This is a genomic window from Polaromonas sp. P4_F6, from assembly GCF_056401275.1.
In genome coordinates this window covers 737,954-758,147 of the sequence record NZ_JBFUJQ010000001.1, presented here as the reverse complement: position 1 = coordinate 758,147, position 20,194 = coordinate 737,954, and the positions used below count along the sequence as shown (strand labels likewise).

Below are 20,194 nucleotides of genomic sequence, written 5' to 3'. Positions count from 1 at the left end.
CATGAATTACGGGAAGCAATGAGCGTGCTGCCGGAAATGGCAGATGGGAATTCCTTGCGCATGAGGAAGCCCACGACGCCAATGCCGAAGACGGCGTAGTCCTCGGTGACGGCTTAGGCCTGCGCCAGCGCGCCGTGCCTTTTCTGGACATGCTGCAGCGTAACCTCAAGGCTGGGCATGAGGTGGTTTGGGGGGTAGGCGCCAGGGCCGCTAAGGTGGCCCCTCTATATGTATGAAGCCCTGGAAACAGGGCTTCTTCATGGAAGTTGTGAGGTGCTGTGACGCGCGGCAGGCACTTTAAATATCACTCACCCCCCAGCCGGTTCAAGGCATCCGCGGCTGGCTCTAGCCCTTGGAGTGCAGCCCTCTTGTACTACTACGTCGCAGTCGCCTTGTCTTGGCTGCCGCCCCGTCCGTACTCATAGGCGGACGCCCTTAGTACGCCTGGGCAGCAGTAACCTCAGAGTAGTCGCTGGCAAGTCGAAGCCGATTTGCCCATTGCCTACTGCCCTATGAGATCGTTGGGCCCGACATACTCAAAAAGGATTTTGTCGACGGCCCCTGTGGCTTTCGCGACAGTCAGCCCAACAGCATGATGATTGAATGCATACCCAATCTTGCCGACTTCTTTGAAGTCCGCAGTGTAAATCGCATCTTCCTTGCCCGGCCCACCACCCAATCGCAACGGGGTCTCGGGTGGCATCGGCACGCCGTGCCAGGTTACGGGTCCCATGTAGGCGGTCACCGACCAAGGGGCCGTGTATCCAGCACCGTGAGGCGCGGTGAACTCCAACCATAGCTCATGCGATTCCAATGTCGGCCAGTTTAAATTGGCTCGCAGCGCCCGCACTTCGGCGGAAGCCAGCCAAGTCCTCATTCCGGCGGGTGAATCGAAATCGGCGGTTGTGGCGTCGACTGCGTGGATAGCTCCTAGCCTGGATGCGAAACCGGCCTTTAGGAGAATTGAAGCTGCCACCGACAAGGTACCCGTTTCAACTGCCGCAACGGCGTTGGCACTCCCGTAGTTGGCTAACGTAATGTCGTCTGAGAAAGGGTCTTGGTGAGCTTCAGCTCTGACCCGAACGGCTTCCATTGCCCATGGGAGGTTGTAGACGAACGCGTGCTCAATCAAAGACACTGCGTCGTCGGGGTCGTTGATATTGATTTGCGGCACTGGTACCCCCCGAAGCCACTGTTCCAGAATCTGCTTCCAATTCACAGGTAGCGCTTTCGGCGTGAAAGGCGAAATCTCGAATGCGATGTCCGCAAAACCAATGATTGCCTCAATTGCCCTATCGACCTCTCCTACGTCTACAGCCGCATTCGCCTGCAGAAGCAGGTATTCAAGTTCCTCTGCTTTATTGTCGAGTGCCTGGCCCGTGGCTAGGCCTACGCCCGAGAGGAAGTAGCCGCGACGTTGCGAGGGCGAAGAACTGGACCAGATGAACTTTGCGCGTGCCTTCAATCCGCCAATCAGGGCATTGCGTGTTGGCTCGTCTCGCCGCGCGAGTCGACGCATGAGAAGTGAGGACGTCAGTACTTCGTCGAGCTTCGCTTCAACTTCCTCATCAGAGACTTGAGCGTCGCCGAGCAAGCTGAAGATGGCTGTATCGAGACTGGTCAGGTGCCGCGGCCACTCCACCGCAGCGGCCTCGGCACGCCATCGCTTCTCGTTTTTAACCACTGGAAAGTCCCATCCTCCTTGTCCTGCCACATATTCAAGCAAGGTCTTCACATCCTTGGTCCCCAGTTTGCTCGCCATACGTCTGAGCAACGACATCAGAAGTCGCAGAAGACCGCTTTCCATCTCCCGACCTTTAGTGCTTCCAATGAGCTGAGCCCACGCGGCGCGACGCTTGTCATGGTCGTCGTACATCGGATACAGCACCAATCCTTCAATATCGACATATGCGCGCCCCGCGCGGCCCACCACATTGCGGAATTCAGACTCGGCGATAGTTTCTCCGTCTCGGGAGTGGCCATGAAACACCAAACTCGTTGCGGCAAGATTCAGACCTTGCGCGAGCGTCGGCGAAGAGACCGTTAGCCTGAGTACTCCTTCTCGGAGCAGTCGCTCAACTTCTTTCCTGAAGGGTGTCGGTAGTTCGCCGTGATGCACTGCGACTCCCATGCGGAGGCACTTGAGAATTTCGTGATCCGGCCCGAACCACTCGGCGCCGACCGCGAGAGCAGAGGTCAGGACCTCTGTCGGTGGAGTCTGCGCTGGTGCGATGAGTCCTTTCTGACTCATCTCAATGATGCGTCTAGCTAGGGGGATGACCGAGACCCGAAGAGGGCAGAAGATCAGCACCGACTGCCCATCCTCAATCAAACGCCAAGCACTAAAAATACACAAATCAGTCTGGGATGCCGGGTAGACCTTCGCGTTCTTTCTTGCGGTGAGGGTCTTGCCAACAACAAACTGCGGAACGACAGGGTGCTCATCTCCGACAACGATTTTCAATTGAGCAAGCTTGCTATCCGGATTCCAATCAACCTCTCCAAATCGTAGACGCGTCGGGCGCCAATCGTTCTTGATGAGCCCATCCGGCCGGTCAGACGTGAGCCATGCTGTGAAATCCATCAACTGGTCTCCCTCAGGCAGGATTGCCGACAGACAGACAATCCGTCTGGTGGCTGCATCGGAACGCCTTAACAGGCGCTGAATCTGTGCCTCATACCGGACCTCGCGTTCGCCTAGGCCAATCATGTGGCCCTCGTCCAAAACAACCAGTCCGATGTTGTCCAGCAGTTCGGGGTCACTTCGGAGTGCGAAGTCCAGCTTCTCAGGCGTCGACACTACGATGTCCTGAGACTTGAGCGCGTCCACATCGCTACCGCTCGCTCCAATGCTGCCGTACAGGCTTGAAACAGTCTTGCCTAGCGCGCCGAAGGTCCGCCGCAGCGTCACCTCGGTCTGCGCCGACAACGCCCGCAGTGGTGTTACAAAAACTACCCGCTTGCCACAGGAAAGGCAGGCCAAGATGCACAACTCGGCGATGCGCGTCTTTCCCGCGCTGGTTGGCAACGACAGGATTAAGTTGGCATCGAAATCGAGTACGCGCTTCGTCGCCTCTGTCTGTGATGGCCAGATTTCAATCTCCGCACGACGACGACGCATGAGCGACGCGATGAACAGCCTGCGCAGGTGTACCCAATTTCCCACGTCTGCGCCAATTGGCCCCTGGCTGGGTAGTAGCGCGTGGAAGCTACTGGTCCAAAGCCCGTCGACGATATGAATCGCCAATCGGTGGATCCACCACTGACTGACAAGATTCAGCTCCCCAGCAACTGATAGCCCTTCCCGTAGGCGTTCTTGGGCTTGCAGAATCAGCGACTGCTCCCCTCGCTCAAGGGCTAGCAATGTCTGGGACATTGCGGACAGGAAGTTACCCTCCAGCGCGAGCGTCATGGCTTCGATAACGCCACTCTCTTCAGAGTCATTCCCCCCCTCATCGGCATCAGGGTCGACAACTGCGTCGAATGTCGCTATTAGGTTGCCGTCAGAGCCGACATCCGACGCAAACCAACTTGACACCGCAGCGTTGACTCCTTCAAGGTCCCGCAGCATGAGTTGGGCTAAGCAGCGCTCGACAACTGACAGATTCGACTCGCCCAAACCCTCAAACAACAGCGAATATGCGCGTGCCGAGTAACGACCGAGATGATAGGCGGCACCTGCTATCAGACGGTGAAAATCGCGGTTCTCGTCAACTTGTCCTCGGGCGACTGCCGCTTCGATGGACTCGGCAGCGACTTCGAATGCCACCCTTGCAAGCGAGAAGTCTCCTCCCAAATCGATGTATCTCAAACCGTGCACGAGCAGTGAGTAGCCAAAGGACAAGAGGTCTTCCGACAGTTCCGGGCTGAAATCGGGAGCATCGATGGGCAGCGAGCCGGCTCGCCAGATCATCCCTCGTGCCTGTCCTCTTGCTAATAGCTGCTGCCGGTAGCCCGGCGTAACAGCGGTTTCGATGCTCGCGCGCAGTTCTTGGAGGGTAGTCGCCATCAGCCCTCCACGGCTGCGAAAACAGCGTTGATGAAGTTCTGGTGATCTTCAACGCGCAAGCCAACATAATGCTGCGGCGACTCGCCAGCGTATTCATTCAAGTTTGTAGTCAACATCGTGGAGGCATTGTTGCCAGAGAACGTGAACAGCATGTGGGTGACTTGCGACGGTTTCAAACTCCGCTTCAGCTGGGCGTCATCTAGTGCATCTCTCAGCGGCTTGTCTGCGGCCGCTTCGAGCCTGTCCGCAACGAAGCTCATAGCGTGAGGCGAAGGAAGTTCACCGTAATCCGACAGCGCCTCGCGCGCCTTATCGATAGTAGAGGTTTGCATCTTGACCCCGCTTTTGGACTCTGCCTTGAGTATCTTGAGTTCTGCCGTTTCGGCGTCCAGGCTAAATGCCAGCACATCATCGCCGCGCATGGACATGTTGCGGTGGTCCTTCCAGCGGAGACGCTTGATGCCAAGCTTGAACGGGGTGTATTCATGCACGAAAGTCGTGCAGAGGATTTCACCCAAGTCGCCCGATTTGATGGGCATCGTGGTGGGCAATTTCGCTCTAACGTATGTCGCAACAGCATCTCGTCCCAAGCGGGTGAGGAGATCCGCAAGACGGTTCGGCATCACATAGTGATCAGGCACGACCTCTGCCACTATCGCGACCGCCTCGACCAGCTGCTCTGGGTCTGCTGTCAGAACCTGCAACTTGTGGTTTTTTATAGGCATGTCGGCTTGAGCGCACCACTCGGCGAATCGAGTCATTGAGAGCCTCCGATGTTTTAAGTAATTTCTTGGCCTTGTCAGATTTCGTTAGCAGCCCAAGAGGTTATAGCGAGTCTTGGTTTATCTCAACGATGCGGACATTCAGAAAGTAGCGGACTATTTCAAATGATCCAAAGTTGAAATTTACCCTGCTGACAGAGAGATGAAAAGCTCGCTGGTCGATACTTTTCAGACCATCGACGATGGCCTCCCCATCGAAGGATCGAGGCGGGTGCAGACTTCGGAACCGAATAAATCTGCTGAGTAGCTTTCTACTCTAATTAGAGGAGGCATTTCTCTCGTTCGCGGGAAAAAGGCTAGTAAATGGACAGTAGGTCGAGAGGAAAAATACTCTCGTATTGCTGAATATGTGGACCAAATTTTTCAGAATTTAGTCGTTGCCGTCCTCGCCTATTCCGGCCGGAAGGACGTGCTCGTCTGTAACGCCCGGGGGAGTCTCAGTAGATGCGAGTTGCAATGGTCGAACTCACGGGACTCGTCTGTGAAGGTGGGCGTGTACAAAGGTTTGAACCCTCAATCCACCTTCGCCCCAGAAGCCTTCACCACCTGCGCCCATTTCTTATGCTCGGCATTGATAAAGGCAGTGAACTGCGCCGGCGTGTTGCCGCTGGGAATCGCGCCCTGGGCCAATAGCTTTTCTTTCATTGCCGGCGTGCCCAGCGCTTTGGAGGCTTCCTGCTGGATGCGGTTGACGATGTCGGGCGGTGTGCCGGCGGGCGCCAGCAGGCCGAACCAGGAGCTGGCGTCGTAGCCTTTCAGGGCCGGGCCGCCGGCTTGTTCCACGGTGGGGACGTCGGGCAGGGCGGCTGAGCGTTCGGAGCTGGTGACGGCTAAAGCTTTAAGTTTGCCGGCCTTGATGAGGGCCATGGAGGAGGGCAGGTTGTCGAACATGACATCCATGTCGCCGCCCACCAGCGCGAGCAGCGCGGGGCCGGAGCCGCTGTAGGGGAAGTGGGTCATATAGGTGCCGCTCATGGTCTTGAACAGCTCGCCGGCCAAATGAATGGAGGTGCCGTTGCCGCTGGAGGCCATGTTGAAGGTGCCGGGTTTTGCTTTGGCCGCGCGTATGAAGTCGGTGACGTTGTTGATGCCGGCGGCCTTGGCTTTTTCGGTGTTGACGACCATGACGTTGGGAACGCCCGCGACCAGGGTGATGGGCGCGAAGTCCTTTTGCGGGTCGAAGGCCATTTTTGTGTACAGCGATTTGTTGATGCCGTGTGTGCCCACGGTGCCCATGAGCAGGGTGTAGCCGTCGGGCGCGGACTTGGCGACGATGTCGGCGCCTATGTTGCCGCCGGCGCCGGCGCGGTTCTCGACGACAAAGGGCTGGCCGAAAGCCTTGGAGAGTTCAGGCGCCATGGCGCGGGCCAGGATGTCGGTGGTGCCGCCGGGCGCGAAGGGCACGACGATCTTGACGGGCTTGGCGGGCCAGTTCGCGGTTTGCGCCCAGGCCGAGGGCGTGGCCATAAAGGTGCTGAGGGCGGCCAGCGCGGTGGCCAGCAGGCCTGTATAGCGGTGCGAAAGAAAAGGTTTGGGATTCAAGAGGCTCTCCAGAGGGGTGGCCGGCAGGCGGCCGGGGGTCGCATGAAGATAGCGTCCGCAGGCAGTCACTTCAAGGGGGTTAAACCCTGGACTTTTTTGGATTGCTTTTTCCTTCTTCTCTTCATCTGCGGAAATCTGCGTAATCTGTGGATAAAAAATTCATCCGCAGATGACGCAGATTTCCGCAGATTAAAGAAAGAGAGAGACATCAAGAATGTCTTTGCCTTTGTTTGCATCCTCTGCGGATACAAAAAAAGCCGCCCGGCGCGAACCGGGCGGCTTGGCAATCAGATCAGCGTGGAATCAATCAGTCGGCAAACTTGCCGGCAGCCTCGATCACGGGCTTGAGCTTGTTCATCTCGGCGATCACAAACGCCTTGTGGGCGGCGGGGTCGACGCGCTTGTCGGTCACCACGACGGCGCCCAGGCCTTCCTGCTTCTTGATGAAGTCGGGGTCTTTCAGGGCGGCCTTCAGCGCGGTGTTGAGCTGGGCCAGCACGGCCGGGGGCGTGCCCTTGGGGGCGTAGAGGCCGTGCCAGATGGTCAGGTCAAAGCCCTTCAATCCCATTTCCTGCAGCGTGGGGTAGTCTTTGAGCAGCTTGTTGTTGCTCAGGGGCTTGGCGGTGGTCACGGCAAAGGCTTTGACGCGGCCGGCTTCGATCTGGCCGGTGGTGTTGGTGGTCTGGTCGCACATCATGTCGACCTGGCCGCCGACCAGCGCATTCATGGCGGGCGCGGTGCCGCCGAAGGGGATGGTGGTCATGGCGTCCTTGGCCTTGATGGCCGATTGCCACATCAGGCCGCACAGGTGCGAGGCGGAACCCAGGCCGGCGTGGGCGATGTTGAGCTTGCCGGAGTTGGCGCGGATGTAGTTCTCAAAATCGCGGTAGTTGTTGGCGGGCAGCTGCGGTTTGCCGATGATGGTCATGGGCACTTCATTGATCATGCCGAGGTACTCAAAATCGTCGGGCATCTTGTACGGCAGCTTGCGGTACAGGGCGGGCGCGGCGGCCATGCCGATGTGGTGCACCAGCAGGGTGTGGCCGTCGGGCGTGGCGCGTGCCACCTTGGCGACGCCTATGGTGCCGCCGGCGCCGTTGACGTTCTCCACCACGAAGTTGGCATTGCCGCCCATGGCCTTGCGCATGGCTTCGGCCAGGTCGCGGGCCACGCGGTCGGTCGGTCCGCCGGCCGCGAAGGGCACCACCAGGCTGATGGGCTTGGAGCTGGGGAAGGCGGTTTGCGCGTGCGCGGCAAACACGGTGGTTGCGGCGGCGGCGAGGACTAACAGGCGTTTCATGAGCGTCTCCTTGTATCTGAAGGCGCCAAGTTTACGGTCCCCTTACTGCCTCAACATCGCGGGAACTACGTAAGGGCTAGCCCCCGGTCACCCCTGTACAGGCTCACTGCGTGTAGCCTGCTCCCCCTCAAGGGGGCGGCGCCTGGGGCCGGCAAAGCCGGACCCGCGGCCCCCACTGGTGAATACCCACCCTTCGCACGCACAGGATTCTTCAACCCAGCATGAGCCGCGGGACTGGCTTTGCCAGACCGCAGGCGGGCGGCCCCCTCGGGGGGCAGCGCATTACACGAAGCCGAAGGCGCAGTGAAAAGCGTGGGGGCTCTACTTGTAACTTCTGGCATCCTCAATAACCTTGCCGTCGTTGGGGAGACTGCCGGGCGCCAGCAGCTGCACGGTGCCGCGCAGTTTGGTGACGTCGCGTATGGCGTCGGCTATGCGCTGATCCAGCCCCTCGGGCATGGACGCCGCCTCGGCCTGGAAGTGCATGCTGTCGTTGGCCATCTCGCCGCTGACCACCAGCCTGGCCTTGAGCACTTCGGGAAACCGCCTGGCGATGTCGGCGACCTGGCCCGGGTGCACAAACATGCCGCGCACCTTGACGGTCTGGTCGGCCCGGCCCATCCAGCCCTTGATGCGCGTGTTGCTGCGGCCGGTGGGGCAGCGGCCTGGCAGCACGGCCGACAGGTCGCCGGTGCCGAAGCGGACCAGCGGGTAGTCGGGGTTCAAGGTGGTGACCACCAGTTCGCCGACCTCGCCCTCGGCGACCGGGTCGCCGGTGCCGGGGCGCACGATTTCCACGATCACGCCCTCGTCCAGCACCAGGCCTTCGCGGGCCTCGGTTTCATAGGCGATCAGGCCCAGGTCGGCCGAGGCATAACACTGGTAGGCGGCGATGCCGCGTTCGGCAAACCAGTCGCGCAGGCTGGGCGGGCAGGCCTCGCCCGAGACCATGGCGCGTGTCACGCTGGGCAGCCCGATTCTCATCTCGGCGGCCTTGTCGACAATGATCTTGAGGAAGCTGGGCGTGCCGACATAACCGGCGGGCTTGAGCTCGGCCATGGCCTGCACCTGCTGCTCGGTCTGCCCGGTGCCGCCCGGGAAGACGGTGCAGCCCAGCGCATGGGCGCCGCTTTCCATCATGGTGCCGGCCGGCACGAAGTGGTAGCTAAAGCAGTTGTGCACCAGCTGCCCCGGCCTGAAGCCCGCGGCGTGCAGGGCCCGCGCCATGCGCCAGTAGTCCTTGCGTGTGCTGTCGGGCTCGTAAATCGTGCCGGGGCTGGCGAAGACGCGCGGCATGGCGGCGCCGTAACGCAGCGCACTGAAGCCGCCGAAAGGATCGCCGCCCGCCTCGCGCGAGGCCTGCTGCAGTGCCAGCAGCTCGTACTTGCGCGTGACCGGCAGGCGCGCCAGCGCGGCGCGCGAGGTGACGGCCGCGGCGTCCACGCCCTTGAGGATGCCGGCAAAAGCCGGCGCATGGGATTGCGCATGCGCGACCTGCCGCGGCAGCGCGGCGAACTGGGCGGCTTCGCGCTCGGCATGCGGCCGCTGTTCCAGGGTGTCGAAGAAATTGCTCATGTTCGTACCCTCAAGCCAGCCAACGCTTGCGGCGTTTGTAGCTTTTGACATCCTTGAAACTCTTGCGTTCGCCGCCGCCCACGCCGAGGTAAAACTCTTTCACGTCCTCGTTGTTGGCCAGGTCGGCGGCCGCGCCGTCCATCACCACGCGGCCGCTTTCCATGATGTAGCCGTAGTCGGCGTACTTGAGCGCCATATTGGTGTTCTGCTCGGCCAGCAAAAAGGTGACCTTCTCTTTCTGGTTCAGGTCCTGCACGATGTTGAAGACCTCCTCGACGATTTGCGGCGCCAGGCCCATGGAGGGCTCGTCCAGCAGCACCATGGAGGGGTTGGCCATCAGCGCGCGGCCTATGGCGCACATCTGCTGCTCGCCGCCCGAGGTGTAGGCCGCCTGCGAAGTGCGCCGGGTTTTCAGGCGCGGAAAGTAGTTGTAGACCTTCTCGAGGTTGGCCGCGACCTCGGCCTTGCCGGCGCGCGTGTAGGCGCCGGTCAGCAGGTTTTCTTCGATGGTCAGGTGGGCAAAGCAGTGCCGCCCTTCCATGACCTGCACCACGCCGCGTTTGACCAGGTCGGCCGGCGAGAGGTTTTCGATGCGCTCGCCGCGCAGCTCGATGGAGCCCTTGGTGACCTCGCCGCGCTCGCCCTTGAGCAGGTTGGAGATGGCGCGCAGCGTGGTGGTCTTGCCCGCGCCGTTGCCGCCCAAAATGGCGACGATGCGGCCCTGCGGGACCTGCAGCGAGACGCCCTTGAGCACCAGGATCACGTGGTTGTAGATAACCTCGATGCCGTTGACGTTGAGAACGATGTTAGGTGTGTCCATATTTTTTCCTGACCAATCTTGAGGGCTGCCGGCAAGGCGATCAGCCCTCAAGGCTGGCGGCTCGCGAGAGCCGCGCCCCTCCCGCCTGGCGGGAGGGCTTGGGGTGGGTGCCGTCAGTACCTGGCAAAGCCAGCCTGAGCGGCTACGCCGCTCAAGACTGGCAGTCGGCCGGTGTGCGCGCCGTCAGTTTTTTCTCGGTCGCGTACTTGGCGGCCGTGGCCTTGACCAGGGGCTTGATCACCTGTTCGTCGGCCTGCAGCCAGTCGGAGGTGAACTTCCACTCCTTGCCGTCCCAGGTGTGGATGCGCGCCCAGGCCGAGCCCATGTGGTCGGTGCAGGAGGTGCTGATGGGCCGCATCACGCCGGCAAAACCCAGCGCGTCCAGCTTGGCCTGGGTCAGGTTCAGGTTCTCCAGGCCCCAGCGGACCTGCTCGCCCGTCATGATTTTTCCCTTGCCGAAGCGGTCCTGCGCGGCGCGCAGGCCTTCCACGCCCAGCATGGCGCTCATGGCGCCGCGCATATAGAGCACCTGGCCGACCTCTTCCTTGGGGCCCGTGCCCTGGCCCTTGCCGTGCACCAGCGTCATGACGTCCTTGACCAGCTTGGAGTTGGGTTCAGCGCCGTGCTGCATGGTCACGGCGTTGTAGCCCTTGGCGCCCTCAGCCACGTCTTTCACGTCAGGCTCGGCGCCGGCCCACCACACGCCGTACATCTTCTCGCGCGGGTAGCCGGTGGCTTGCGCTTCCTTGATGGCCGTGGTGTTCATGATGCCCCAGCCCCAGAGCGCGACATAGTCGGGGCGCGACTGGCGTATCTGCAGCCAGGTGGCTTTCTGCTCGACGCCGGGCGCGGTCACGGGCAGCAGCTGCAGGGTGAAGCCGTGCATGGCGGCGCGCTCCTGCATCAGCGGGATGGGCTCCTTGCCGAAGGGCGAGTCGTGGTAGACCAGCGCGATGCGCTTGCCCTTGAGCTTGTCGAAGCCGCCTTCCTTCTTGGCGATGGCCTGCAGGATGGCGTCGGCGGCGACCCAGTAGGTGCCGGCGATGGGGAAATTCCACTTGAAGATGGAGCCGTCGGCGCTTTCGCTGCGGCCGTAGCCCACGGTCACCACCGGGATCTTGTCGACCGGGGCTTTTTCGGTGATGGCGAAGGTGGCGCCGGTGGACAGCGGCTGCACCAGGGTGGCGCCGCCGTTCTTGCCCTTCAGGCGTTCATAACATTCCACGCTGCGCGCGGTGTCGTAGCCGGTTTCGCATTCCTCGAACGAGATCTTCACGCCGTTGATGCCGCCGCGCGCGTTGACCAGCTTGAGGTAGTCCACATAGCCGTTGGCCCAGGGCACGCCGTTGGGCGCGTAAGGCCCGGTGCGGTAGGACAGCACCGGGAAGAATTGCTCCTTGGCCTGGGCGAATGCGCTGGTCGTCACAAGGGACGAAGCGCCGGTGGCGAGGATTGCCACCGCCAACATCACATTACGAATCTTCATTGTTGTCTCCTGGAAAATTTATAAACACCGTGAAAAAAGGGGCACCTCAGTAAACGACCTAACCATCCGCCGCGCATCGGTGATTTCGAGTAATCCTTAACCCTAGGGCCGGCGCACCGGAATGCCTTAATGGGGAAATGGCCATAGCCGCAATTTCTGCTTGCCGACGGCCCATAGCTTGGCCAGGCCATGCGGCTCCACAATCAAAAACCACACAATCAGCCCGCCGAAAATCATCAGCTCCGCGTGCGAGACACCCGCGGTGGAAATCGAAATGCCCAGCCAGCCGGCCAGCACCGGCAGCAGCTGGCTCAGCACAATCGGCAGCACCACGATGAAGGCGGCGCCGAAGAAGCTGCCCATGATGGCCCCCATGCCGCCGATGATGACCATGAAGAGCAGGCGGAAGGAGTAGTCCACCGAGAAGGCCGCAGGCTCCCAGGCGCCCAGGTAGATAAAGGCCCAGAGGCCGCCGGCGATGCCGATGATGAAGGAGCTGACCGCGAAGGCGCTGAGCTTGGCGTACATGGGGCGTATGCCGATCACCGCGGCGGCCACGTCCATGTCGCGGATCGCCATCCACTCGCGGCCTATGGCGCTGCGCACCAGGTTTTTGGCCAGCAGGGTGATCACCACCACGATGGCCAGGCAGAACAGGTATTTGCTGACGGCGCTTTCAATCGGCAGGCCGAAGACCTGCAGGTTGGACACCGACACCGAACCCGAGGGCGTGTCCATGGTGAACCACTTGATGCGCAGGAACATCCAGTCGCTGAAGAACTGCGCGGCCAGCGTGGTCACCGCCAGGTACAGGCCCTTGACGCGCAGGCTGGGCAGCCCGAACAGGATGCCGAACAGCATGGCGCACAGGCCGCCCAGGATCAGCGCCGGGATCAGCGGCATGCCGGGAATGCGCACAAAGAAGTTGTAGGCGCCGTAAGCGCCCACCGCCATAAAGGCGCCCGAGCCCAGCGAGATCTGCCCGCAGTAGCCGACCAGGATGTTGACCCCCACGGCCGCGAGCGAAAAAATCAGGAAAGGGATCAGGATGGCGCGGAACAAATAGTCGCTGGCCAGCAGGGGCACGGCGACAAAAGCAAAGGCCAGCATCAGGCCTATGGCGATGCGGTCCTGCAGGATGGGAAAGATCTGCTGGTCGGACCGGTAGCTGGTTTTAAACTGGCCGTTTTCTCTGTAGAACATGGTTTTTCTTTAGGTAGAAGCGGCTTCAGACACGGTCAATGATCTTCTCCCCGAACAGACCCTGAGGCCGAACGAGCAGAACGCACAAAGCCAGCACATAGGCAAACCAGATCTCAATACCGCCGCCGACGTAAGGGCCAATAAACACTTCGGCGAGTTTTTCGCCCACGCCCAGGATCAGGCCGCCGACAATGGCGCCGGGCACCGAGGTCAGGCCGCCCAGGATTACCAGCGGCAGCGCCTTGAGCGCCAGCACCGACAGCGAAAACTGCACGCCCAGCTTGCTGCCCCAGATCACGCCGGACACCAGGGCCACAAAACCCGCGACGCTCCAGACGATGACCCAGATGCGGTTCAGCGGAATGCCTATGGACTGCGCGGCCTGGTGGTCGTCGGCCACGGCGCGCAGCGCGCGGCCGGTGCCGGTGTACTGGAAGAAGGCGGCCAGCGCCGCCACCAGGGCGGTGGCAATCAGCGCGGCGACCAGGTCTTCCTGGTTCACCAGCAGGCCGCCCTGGAACACGCTTTCGAGCAGGAAGATGGGGTCCTTGGGCATGCCCACGTCGATCTTGTAGATGCTGGAGCCGAAGATGGTCTGGCCGAAGCCGTCCAGGAAATACGAGATGCCCAGGGTCGCCATCAGCAGCGCGACGCCTTCCTGGTTCACGAGTTTGCCGAGCACCAGTTTTTCGATCAGCCAGGCGACCACCACCATGATGGCCAGCGCGGCCGCGAAGGCCAGCGCGTTGTTGATGAACTTGCTGTCCAGGCCGGTCCACTGCGGGATCCATTCGGAAAAACGCGCCATGGCCAGCGCCGCGAACAGCACCATGGCGCCCTGCGCGAAGTTAAAGACACCCGAGGCCTTGTAGATCAGCACAAAGCCCAGCGCGACCAGCGAATACAGCATGCCCGACATCAGGCCGCCGATGATGGTTTCCAAAAATGAACCCATCATTGGCCCCTTTCGCTGGTTGGGGACATCGTGGGTTGCGATGAGCGCTGTGATTTCATGTTGGTGTTCTTATCCATGTCAGTGGCTGGTGCCGAGGTAGGCCCGGATCACGTCTTCGTTGTTGCGTACTTCGTCGGGGGTACCGTCGCCGATTTTTTTGCCGTAGTCGAGCACCACCACGCGGTCGGAGATGTCCATGACCACGCCCATGTCGTGCTCGATCAGGACCACGGTGGTGCCGAACTCGTCATTGACGTCGAGCACAAAGCGGCACATGTCCTGTTTTTCCTCGACGTTCATGCCGGCCATGGGTTCGTCAAGCAGCAGCACCTGCGGCTCCATGGCCAGGGCGCGGCCCAGGTCCACGCGTTTTTGCAGGCCGTAGGGCAGCTGCCCGACGGGCGTCTTGCGGTAGGCCTGGATTTCCAGGAAGTCGATGATTTTTTCGACCGCCTCGCGGTGCCTGATTTCTTCTTTTTCGGCCGGGCCTATGCGCAGCGCCTGCAGCAGCAGGTTGCTTTTGATTTTCAGGTTGCGGCCCGACATGATGTTGTCGAGCACACTCATGCCCTTGAACAGCGCCAGGTTCTGGAAGGTGCGCGCCACGCCCATCACGGCCACCTGGTGGCTGTTCATGTGCTTGAAGGTCTGGCCGCGAAAGGTGATGGAGCCCTGCTGCGGCGCATAGACGCCATTGATGCAGTTGAGCATGGAGCTTTTGCCGGCGCCGTTGGGGCCGATGATGGCGCGTATCTCGTGCTCCTTCACATTGAAGGAAATATCCGACAGCGCCTTCACGCCACCGAAGCTCAGGGAGATGTTCTTGACGTCAAGAATGACGTCGCCGATTTTCTTGCTCATGCTGCGGCCTTCACGGGTGCAAAGGTCTGGGTGTCGCTGATCTTGAGCGTCGCGCTCACGCTGCCGCTGCGGCCGTCTTCAAACTTCACCACGGTTTCAATGAACTGCTCGGCCTTGCCGCCATAGAGCGCGTCGATCAGCGGCTGGTATTTCTCGGCGATAAAACCGCGCCTGACCTTGTTGGTGCGCGTGAGTTCGCCGTCGTCGGCGTCCAGCTCCTTGTGCAGCACCAGGAAGCGGCTGATCTGCGAGCCGGCCAGCAGGGCGTCCACGCTGAGGTCGGCGTTGACCTTTTCGACGCACTCCTTGATGAGCTGGTAGACCTCGGGTTTTTGCGCCAGGTCGGTGTAGCCGGCATAGGGCAGGTTGCGGCGCTCGGCCCAGTTGCCCACGGCGTCGAAGTCGATGTTGAGCATCACGCAGACTTTCTCGCGGCCGTCGCCGTAGGCCACGGCTTCCTTGATGTGCGGGAAGAACTTGAGCTTGTTCTCCACATACTTGGGCGCGAACATGGCGCCGTCGTTGGCGCCGCCCTTGATGCGGCCCACGTCTTTCACGCGGTCGATGATCTTGAGGTGGCCGCTGGCGTCGATAAAGCCCGCGTCGCTGGTGTGGTACCAGCCGTCGGCGTTCAGCACCTCGGCGGTGGCGGTGGGGTTTTTGTAGTATTCCTTGAGCAGGCCGGCCGACTTCACCAGAATCTCGCCGTTCTCGGCCACCTTGATCTGCACGCCCTGGATGGGCACGCCCACGGTGTCGGCGCGCGCCTGGTTGTCGGGCTGCAGGCAGACGAACACGGCGGTCTCGGTCGAGCCGTAAAGCTGCTTGAGGTTGATGCCTATGGAGCGGTAAAAGGTAAAGAGGTCGGGGCCGATTGCCTCGCCGGCGGTGTAGGCCACGCGCACGCGCGAAAAGCCCAGGGTGTTGCGCAGCGGGCCGTAGACCAGCAGGCTGCCCAGCGCGTACAGCACGCGGTCCAGCGCGCCTACGGGCTTGCCGTCCATCAGCGCCGGGCCGGCGCGCTTGGCCACGCCCATGAAGTAATGGAACATGCCGCGCTTGATGCGGCCGGCGTCCTCCATGCGGATCATCACCGTAGTCAGCAGGCCTTCAAAAATACGCGGCGGCGCAAAGTAATAGGTCGGGCCGACTTCCTTCAGGTCAATCGTCACCGTGCTCGCGCTTTCGGGGCAATTGACCACATAGCCGCAGGCCAGCCACTGCGCGTAGCTGAAGATGTTCTGGCCGACCCAGGCCGGCGGCAGGTAGGCCAGCACTTCCTCGCTGGAGGTCAGCCTGTCGAAATCGGCGCCGGCCTTGGCGCGGTCCAGCAAGGTGTTGTGGGTGTGGACCACGCCCTTGGGGTTGCCCGTGGTGCCCGAGGTGAAAAACATCGCGGCCACGTCGTCGGGGCGGGCCTTGTCGACCTCGCCCTGGAAGAAACCCGGCTGGCCGGCGGCAAAACCGCGGCCCGCGTCCAGCAGCGCGTCCAGCGACTGCAGGCCGTCCTCGGCGTAGTTGCGCAGGCCGCGCGGGTCGTCGTAAACAATGTGCGCCAGCTGCGGGCACTGGCCGCGTATTTCCAGCAGCTTGTCGACCTGCTCCTGGTCTTCCACCAGCGCAAAGCGCACGTCGGCATTGTTGACCGGGAAAATGCATTCGGCGCCCACCGCGTCCTGGTACAGCGGAATCGGTATGGCGCCCAGTGCCTGCGCGGCCAGCATGGTGGCGTAGAGGCGCGGCCGGTTGGCGCCGATGATGACCATGTGCTCGCCGCGCTGCAGGCCCAACTGGTGCAGGCCGCAGGCGATGTGCTCCACCAGCTGCGCCATGCCGGCCCAGCTGTGCGCCTGCCAGATGCCGTACTCTTTTTCGCGCATGGCCGGGGCGCCGGGGCGCTCGGCCGCATGTTTGAGCAGCAATCGTGGGAACGTGGTCTGCATTCGCTTCTTGTCTCCGTTTTGCGCGGTTTTTCAGGAAAACCGCTGGTATGGGGCGAATAGTAGGACCGGCTTTGACGCTATGGTGTCATTGCGACGACAATTTCCGGGTAAGTCCTACTGGGGTGTCCCCGGGGTCCGGCCGGTTTATCGGATAAAGCGCCCGTCGCGCGAAACCATGGTCAGCTCCACGAAGCGCGAGGCGTTGCGGGCCGAATCGCTGAAGCTCACTTCAAAGCCGCCCAGGTCGTAGCGCTTCAAATTCCAGGTGCTGTCGATGAAGGCTGCGCGCGTCGGGTTTTTGCCGGCGCGGCGCAGTGCTTCGGCGAACACGCGGGCATTGATATAGCCCTCCAGCGCCAGGTGCGAAGGCTCCAGCGCCACGCCGGCGGCCTTCCAGGCCTGCTGGAATTCACGCACCATGGGCACCACGGTGTTGCCCGGCAGCGGCACCACCTGCGAAACCGCGATGCCGGTGACGTCCTCGCCCATGGCCTTGAGCGTGGCGGCCGCGCCCATGATGGACAGCGCATACAGCGACAGCCCCTTGCGCTGCGTGCGTATGGCTTTCACGAAATCGATGGTCGGCTTGCCGGCCAGGCCCACCAGCACGGCTTCGGGGTTGGAGGCCGCGACTTTTTCGGCTGCCGGGCCGGCGTCCGAGGCGTTGTTTTCCACGGTGACCGTCGCGGTCGCCTCCAGCTTGTGTTTGGCCATGGAGCGCTGGGTGGCGTCGAAGACTTCCTTGCCGAAGGAGTTGTTCTGGTAGACGATGGCGATGCGCCGTATGCCGATGGTGGCCAGGTGCTGCACCAGCTGCTCGGCCTCGTCGGCGTAGCTGGCGCGTATGTTGAAGACATTGCGCGCATTCGCCGGCCGCGCCGACAGCGCGCCCGAAAACGGCGCGAAAAACGGCATGCCCGAGTCGATCACCTGCGGCAGCATGGCCTCGATCATGGGCGTGCCCATGCAGTTGAAGAGCGCGAAGTTGCTTTTGTCGTCGATAAAGCCCTTGACGTTGCCCAGCGCGCGCTTGACGTCGTAGCCGTCATCGGCCACCGTGAGCTCTATGGGCCGGCCGTTCACACCGCCCCTGGCGTTGATGCCGGCAAAGCAGGCCTTGGCGCCCTGGTGCATGGCCTGGCCCAGCTCGCCCAGCGGACCGCTCAGTGCGATGGATTGCGCGATGCGCACCGGGCTGCTGTCTTGCGCGTGCGCGGGACCGTACAGGGCGGCCGGCACAGCCGCGAGGGCGCCCAGCATGCGGCGGCGTGTCAGGTGATCAGCGGGCGGCGGTAAACCGGCTTTCGAGATGGTGAAAAGGCTTGTCATGGCGGGTGTCTCCTGGTCGTGATGGGATTGCGGTGGGCTCTTGACGGCCTGTCTACGCGAGGCCGATGCTATGCTTTGGAGGCGCGGCCAACTGTCTGCCCAACGACAATCCAAGGGTTGCGCCCGCCCGGGCTTTCCCTGATCTACCCACCCGCTTTCTTGCTTGAACATTGCGAGCATGGCCACTGAGTCACCCCTTCACCTGCGCCGCAGGGCGCCCACGCCGGACGAGCTGCGCGGCATTCCCTGGCTGCCCCTGCTGCTGCCGGATGAGCGCGCACGCGCGGTGGCGGTGTTGCAGGTCGGTGACGCCGCACCGGGCGACTATGTCTGCCGTGTCAGCCGGCCGGTGACCTACTGGTTCGGCGTGGTGGAAGGCCTGCTCAAGATGAGCAGCGACAACGCCCAGGGCATGACCATGACATTTGCCGGCCTGCCGCCCGGCGGCTGGTTCGGTGAAGGCACGGCGCTCAAGCGCGAGCCCTACCGCTACAACATCCAGGCGCTGCGCAAAAGTGTGGTGGCCGGTTTGCCGATAGACACCTTCCACTGGCTGCTGGACCACTCCATCGGTTTCAACCGCTTTGTGATGAACCAGCTCAACGAGCGCCTGGGCCAGTTCATCGCCGCGCGCGAAATCGACCGCATGAACAACCCCGACATCCGCGTGGCGCGTAGCCTGGCCGCGCTGTTCAACCCGGTGCTGTACCCGGGCGTGGGCCAGATGCTGCGCATCACGCAGCAGGAGATGGCCTACCTCGTGGGCCTGTCGCGCCAGCGCGTGAACGAGGCGCTCAGCGCCCTGCAGGACCAGGGTTTTATCCGCATCGAATACGGCGGCCTGCGCGTGCTGGACCTGGAGGCGCTGCGCTCCAGCGTGTTCGCGGCCAAAGATGAGGGCCTGGCCGCGCGCACCAACCCTGGCCGCTAAGGCCTGGCCGGTGACCTAGCCGCCGAGGCCGGCGATGGCCAGGCGCAGGTTGCCCCGGGCGCGGGCTTCCAGCGCGGCCTGGAAATGCGGTGTGCTGTAAATCGCTGGCCGGGCGAGGAAGGCGCGCAGAATCTCGCCGCGTTTTTGGCGAAAGAGCTCCTCGGGCACAAAAGCGTATTCCTGCCGTATCTGCTCCTCATATTCGGCAAAACGCCCGGGCAAGGCACCCAGGATGGACAGGTCCACATCCACCAGCAGCTGCGCATCGGGCGTTACCGGCAGCGCGCTGTGGCAGGTGGCCATGATGAGCTCGTCGACCCGCTGCACGGCGGCAGGCGCTGCGCCATGGCCTTGCAGCACGGCGCGCGCCCAGTCGGCGCTTTGGCGTTCGTTGTCATGGCGCTGTGTGTCGTAAATACCGTCATGGAACCACAGCGCGAACTCAACTTCGCCGGGCTGCTCGGCCAGGTGGCGGACGGCCTCGACATGTGCAAGGCATTCCGCAAGGTGCTGCAGCGTGTGGTACTGGCGGTGCGGCTCCGAATAGCGCGCCAGCAACTGGTCAAACACGCTGCCGGTGATGGTCCGCGGCACGAGTGCGCTGGTGCAGCGCCGCCAGGAGCGGGCCAGCAGATCCATGGATTCGGGCGTGATGTGTGCCATCAGTACAAGGTGGACTTTTGCCGCGCGGGCAGCTCGCGGTCGTATTTTTCGCCGTCTATGGCGGCGGCCGTCAGCGCCTGCAGCATGGCGCCCGGTGTGGGCACATCGGGCCGGCTTGGCGGCGCGGCCTGCCAGAGTTTTGAACGCTGCAGCGCCCGCGCGCACTGGAAGAACACCGACTCCACGCTGATCACCAGCACGCAATGGGGCGGTTTGCCCTCCATGGCAAAGCGCTGCAGCATCTCGGGCGCGACCGTGATGCGGGCGCGGCCGTTCACGCGCAGCGTCTCGCCGACGCCGGGCACCAGGAACAGCAAGGCCACCCGAGAGTCGACCAGCAGGTTGCGCAGGCTGTCGATGCGGTTGTTGCCGCGGCGCTCGGGCAGCAGCAGGGTTTTGTCGTCCTGGATGGCGACAAAGCCCGGCAGGTCCCCGCGCGGCGAGGCATCCAGCCCGCCCGGCCCCGCGGTGGCCAGCACCGCGAAAGGCGAGGCCTGGATCAGCGCCTGGTAAGCCGGATGCAAATAGTCCACCTCTTTCTTGAAGGAGGCTTCGCCGACGGCGCCGAACAGCGCCTCGAGTTGCGGCAGGCTGGTGATGGTATGCGGGTCGGCTTGTGCGTTCATGGCCTGACTTTATCGCTTTGGGCGGGCGTGCACAGCGCTTCCACCCGCTTGGCCGCGCTGGCAGGCCCCAGGCGCGAGCGCGGTTTTAGGGCCGGTTTTTACGCTTTCTTTATACCGGCCGCCCGTCTTTCATCCCCGTTTTTACACGCCGGCTCCGACACTTTCTCCA

The 20,194-nt window shown here is 62.3% G+C and carries 16 protein-coding genes; 2 read left to right on the top strand and 14 right to left on the bottom strand.

Features of this window, described 5'->3' with window-relative positions:
* Positions 1-5: 5 nt before the first annotated feature.
* Positions 6-236, top strand: a complete 231-nt coding sequence (locus AC1DUN_RS03575) for a DUF1840 family protein (RefSeq protein ID WP_477713124.1) — start codon at positions 6-8, stop codon at positions 234-236.
* Between the two features lie 266 nt (positions 237-502).
* Here AC1DUN_RS03575 and AC1DUN_RS03570 read toward each other — a convergent pair whose 3' ends face one another.
* The 12 genes from AC1DUN_RS03570 to AC1DUN_RS03515 form a co-directional block, all read right to left on the bottom strand.
* Positions 503-4,009: a DEAD/DEAH box helicase gene (locus AC1DUN_RS03570; protein ID WP_477712748.1), complete on the bottom strand. Its 3,507-nt coding sequence runs from the start codon at positions 4,007-4,009 to the stop codon at positions 503-505.
* The gene (locus tag AC1DUN_RS03565; RefSeq protein ID WP_477712747.1) at positions 4,009-4,770 is read right to left on the bottom strand and encodes a Hachiman antiphage defense system protein HamA; all 762 of its coding nucleotides are present in this window, start codon (positions 4,768-4,770) and stop codon (positions 4,009-4,011) included. The genes AC1DUN_RS03570 and AC1DUN_RS03565 overlap by 1 nt, the downstream gene beginning before the upstream one ends.
* Positions 4,771-5,304: 534 nt before the next feature.
* The gene (locus tag AC1DUN_RS03560) at positions 5,305-6,258 is read right to left on the bottom strand and encodes a Bug family tripartite tricarboxylate transporter substrate binding protein (protein WP_477713123.1); all 954 of its coding nucleotides are present in this window, start codon (positions 6,256-6,258) and stop codon (positions 5,305-5,307) included.
* Positions 6,259-6,640: 382 nt separating this feature from the next.
* The gene (locus AC1DUN_RS03555) at positions 6,641-7,633 is read right to left on the bottom strand and encodes a tripartite tricarboxylate transporter substrate-binding protein (protein WP_477712746.1); all 993 of its coding nucleotides are present in this window, start codon (positions 7,631-7,633) and stop codon (positions 6,641-6,643) included.
* A 321-nt stretch (positions 7,634-7,954) separates the two neighbouring features.
* Complete coding sequence (locus AC1DUN_RS03550; RefSeq protein ID WP_477712745.1) at positions 7,955-9,208, bottom strand: phenylacetate--CoA ligase family protein; 1,254 nt, start codon at positions 9,206-9,208, stop codon at positions 7,955-7,957.
* 10 nt (positions 9,209-9,218) lie between these two features.
* Positions 9,219-10,028 (bottom strand): ABC transporter ATP-binding protein, encoded by an 810-nt coding sequence (locus AC1DUN_RS03545; RefSeq protein WP_477712744.1) that lies wholly within the window; start codon positions 10,026-10,028, stop codon positions 9,219-9,221.
* A gap of 151 nt (positions 10,029-10,179) precedes the next feature.
* Positions 10,180-11,514: an ABC transporter substrate-binding protein gene (locus AC1DUN_RS03540; RefSeq protein WP_477712743.1), complete on the bottom strand. Its 1,335-nt coding sequence runs from the start codon at positions 11,512-11,514 to the stop codon at positions 10,180-10,182.
* 126 nt (positions 11,515-11,640) lie between these two features.
* Positions 11,641-12,717, bottom strand: coding sequence for a branched-chain amino acid ABC transporter permease (locus tag AC1DUN_RS03535; protein WP_477712742.1), 1,077 nt, complete (start codon positions 12,715-12,717; stop codon positions 11,641-11,643).
* 25 nt (positions 12,718-12,742) lie between these two features.
* Positions 12,743-13,672 (bottom strand): branched-chain amino acid ABC transporter permease, encoded by a 930-nt coding sequence (locus AC1DUN_RS03530; protein WP_007872990.1) that lies wholly within the window; start codon positions 13,670-13,672, stop codon positions 12,743-12,745.
* 78 nt (positions 13,673-13,750) lie between these two features.
* A complete protein-coding gene (locus AC1DUN_RS03525) occupies positions 13,751-14,533 on the bottom strand; it encodes an ABC transporter ATP-binding protein (protein ID WP_477712741.1) in 783 nt (260 codons plus the stop codon).
* Entirely contained in the window at positions 14,530-16,476 is a 1,947-nt protein-coding gene (locus tag AC1DUN_RS03520) for an AMP-dependent synthetase/ligase (RefSeq protein WP_477712740.1), read from the bottom strand. Before AC1DUN_RS03520 ends, AC1DUN_RS03525 begins: the two co-directional genes overlap by 4 nt.
* 144 nt (positions 16,477-16,620) lie before the next feature.
* Positions 16,621-17,805, bottom strand: coding sequence for an ABC transporter substrate-binding protein (locus AC1DUN_RS03515; RefSeq protein ID WP_477712739.1), 1,185 nt, complete (start codon positions 17,803-17,805; stop codon positions 16,621-16,623).
* A gap of 178 nt (positions 17,806-17,983) precedes the next feature.
* On the opposite strand from AC1DUN_RS03515, the gene AC1DUN_RS03510 reads away from it, so the two are divergent.
* Positions 17,984-18,736 carry a Crp/Fnr family transcriptional regulator gene (locus AC1DUN_RS03510; RefSeq protein WP_477661548.1) on the top strand — a complete coding sequence of 251 codons (753 nt, stop codon included), beginning with the start codon at positions 17,984-17,986 and terminating at the stop codon, positions 18,734-18,736.
* A 15-nt stretch (positions 18,737-18,751) separates the two neighbouring features.
* Here AC1DUN_RS03510 and AC1DUN_RS03505 read toward each other — a convergent pair whose 3' ends face one another.
* Positions 18,752-19,399: an HD domain-containing protein gene (locus AC1DUN_RS03505; protein WP_477712738.1), complete on the bottom strand. Its 648-nt coding sequence runs from the start codon at positions 19,397-19,399 to the stop codon at positions 18,752-18,754.
* Positions 19,399-20,025: a pyridoxamine 5'-phosphate oxidase family protein gene (locus AC1DUN_RS03500; protein ID WP_477712737.1), complete on the bottom strand. Its 627-nt coding sequence runs from the start codon at positions 20,023-20,025 to the stop codon at positions 19,399-19,401. The genes AC1DUN_RS03505 and AC1DUN_RS03500 overlap by 1 nt, the downstream gene beginning before the upstream one ends.
* Positions 20,026-20,194: the final 169 nt, after the last annotated feature.

Bases quoted from the DNA above. Each gene is read 5' to 3' on its own strand.
- AC1DUN_RS03570 (WP_477712748.1), bottom strand. From the start codon at position 4,009: ATGGCGACTACCCTCCAAGAACTGCGCGCGAGCATCGAAACCGCTGTT.
- AC1DUN_RS03565 (WP_477712747.1), bottom strand. From the start codon at position 4,770: ATGACTCGATTCGCCGAGTGGTGCGCTCAAGCCGACATGCCTATAAAA.
- AC1DUN_RS03560 (WP_477713123.1), bottom strand. From the start codon at position 6,258: ATGGCCACGCCCTCGGCCTGGGCGCAAACCGCGAACTGGCCCGCCAAG.
- AC1DUN_RS03555 (WP_477712746.1), bottom strand. From the start codon at position 7,633: ATGAAACGCCTGTTAGTCCTCGCCGCCGCCGCAACCACCGTGTTTGCC.
- AC1DUN_RS03550 (WP_477712745.1), bottom strand. From the start codon at position 9,208: ATGAGCAATTTCTTCGACACCCTGGAACAGCGGCCGCATGCCGAGCGC.
- AC1DUN_RS03545 (WP_477712744.1), bottom strand. From the start codon at position 10,028: ATGGACACACCTAACATCGTTCTCAACGTCAACGGCATCGAGGTTATC.
- AC1DUN_RS03540 (WP_477712743.1), bottom strand. From the start codon at position 11,514: ATGAAGATTCGTAATGTGATGTTGGCGGTGGCAATCCTCGCCACCGGC.
- AC1DUN_RS03535 (WP_477712742.1), bottom strand. From the start codon at position 12,717: ATGTTCTACAGAGAAAACGGCCAGTTTAAAACCAGCTACCGGTCCGAC.
- AC1DUN_RS03530 (WP_007872990.1), bottom strand. From the start codon at position 13,672: ATGGGTTCATTTTTGGAAACCATCATCGGCGGCCTGATGTCGGGCATG.
- AC1DUN_RS03525 (WP_477712741.1), bottom strand. From the start codon at position 14,533: ATGAGCAAGAAAATCGGCGACGTCATTCTTGACGTCAAGAACATCTCC.
- AC1DUN_RS03520 (WP_477712740.1), bottom strand. From the start codon at position 16,476: ATGCAGACCACGTTCCCACGATTGCTGCTCAAACATGCGGCCGAGCGC.
- AC1DUN_RS03515 (WP_477712739.1), bottom strand. From the start codon at position 17,805: ATGACAAGCCTTTTCACCATCTCGAAAGCCGGTTTACCGCCGCCCGCT.
- AC1DUN_RS03510 (WP_477661548.1), top strand. From the start codon at position 17,984: ATGGCCACTGAGTCACCCCTTCACCTGCGCCGCAGGGCGCCCACGCCG.
- AC1DUN_RS03505 (WP_477712738.1), bottom strand. From the start codon at position 19,399: ATGGCACACATCACGCCCGAATCCATGGATCTGCTGGCCCGCTCCTGG.
- AC1DUN_RS03500 (WP_477712737.1), bottom strand. From the start codon at position 20,025: ATGAACGCACAAGCCGACCCGCATACCATCACCAGCCTGCCGCAACTC.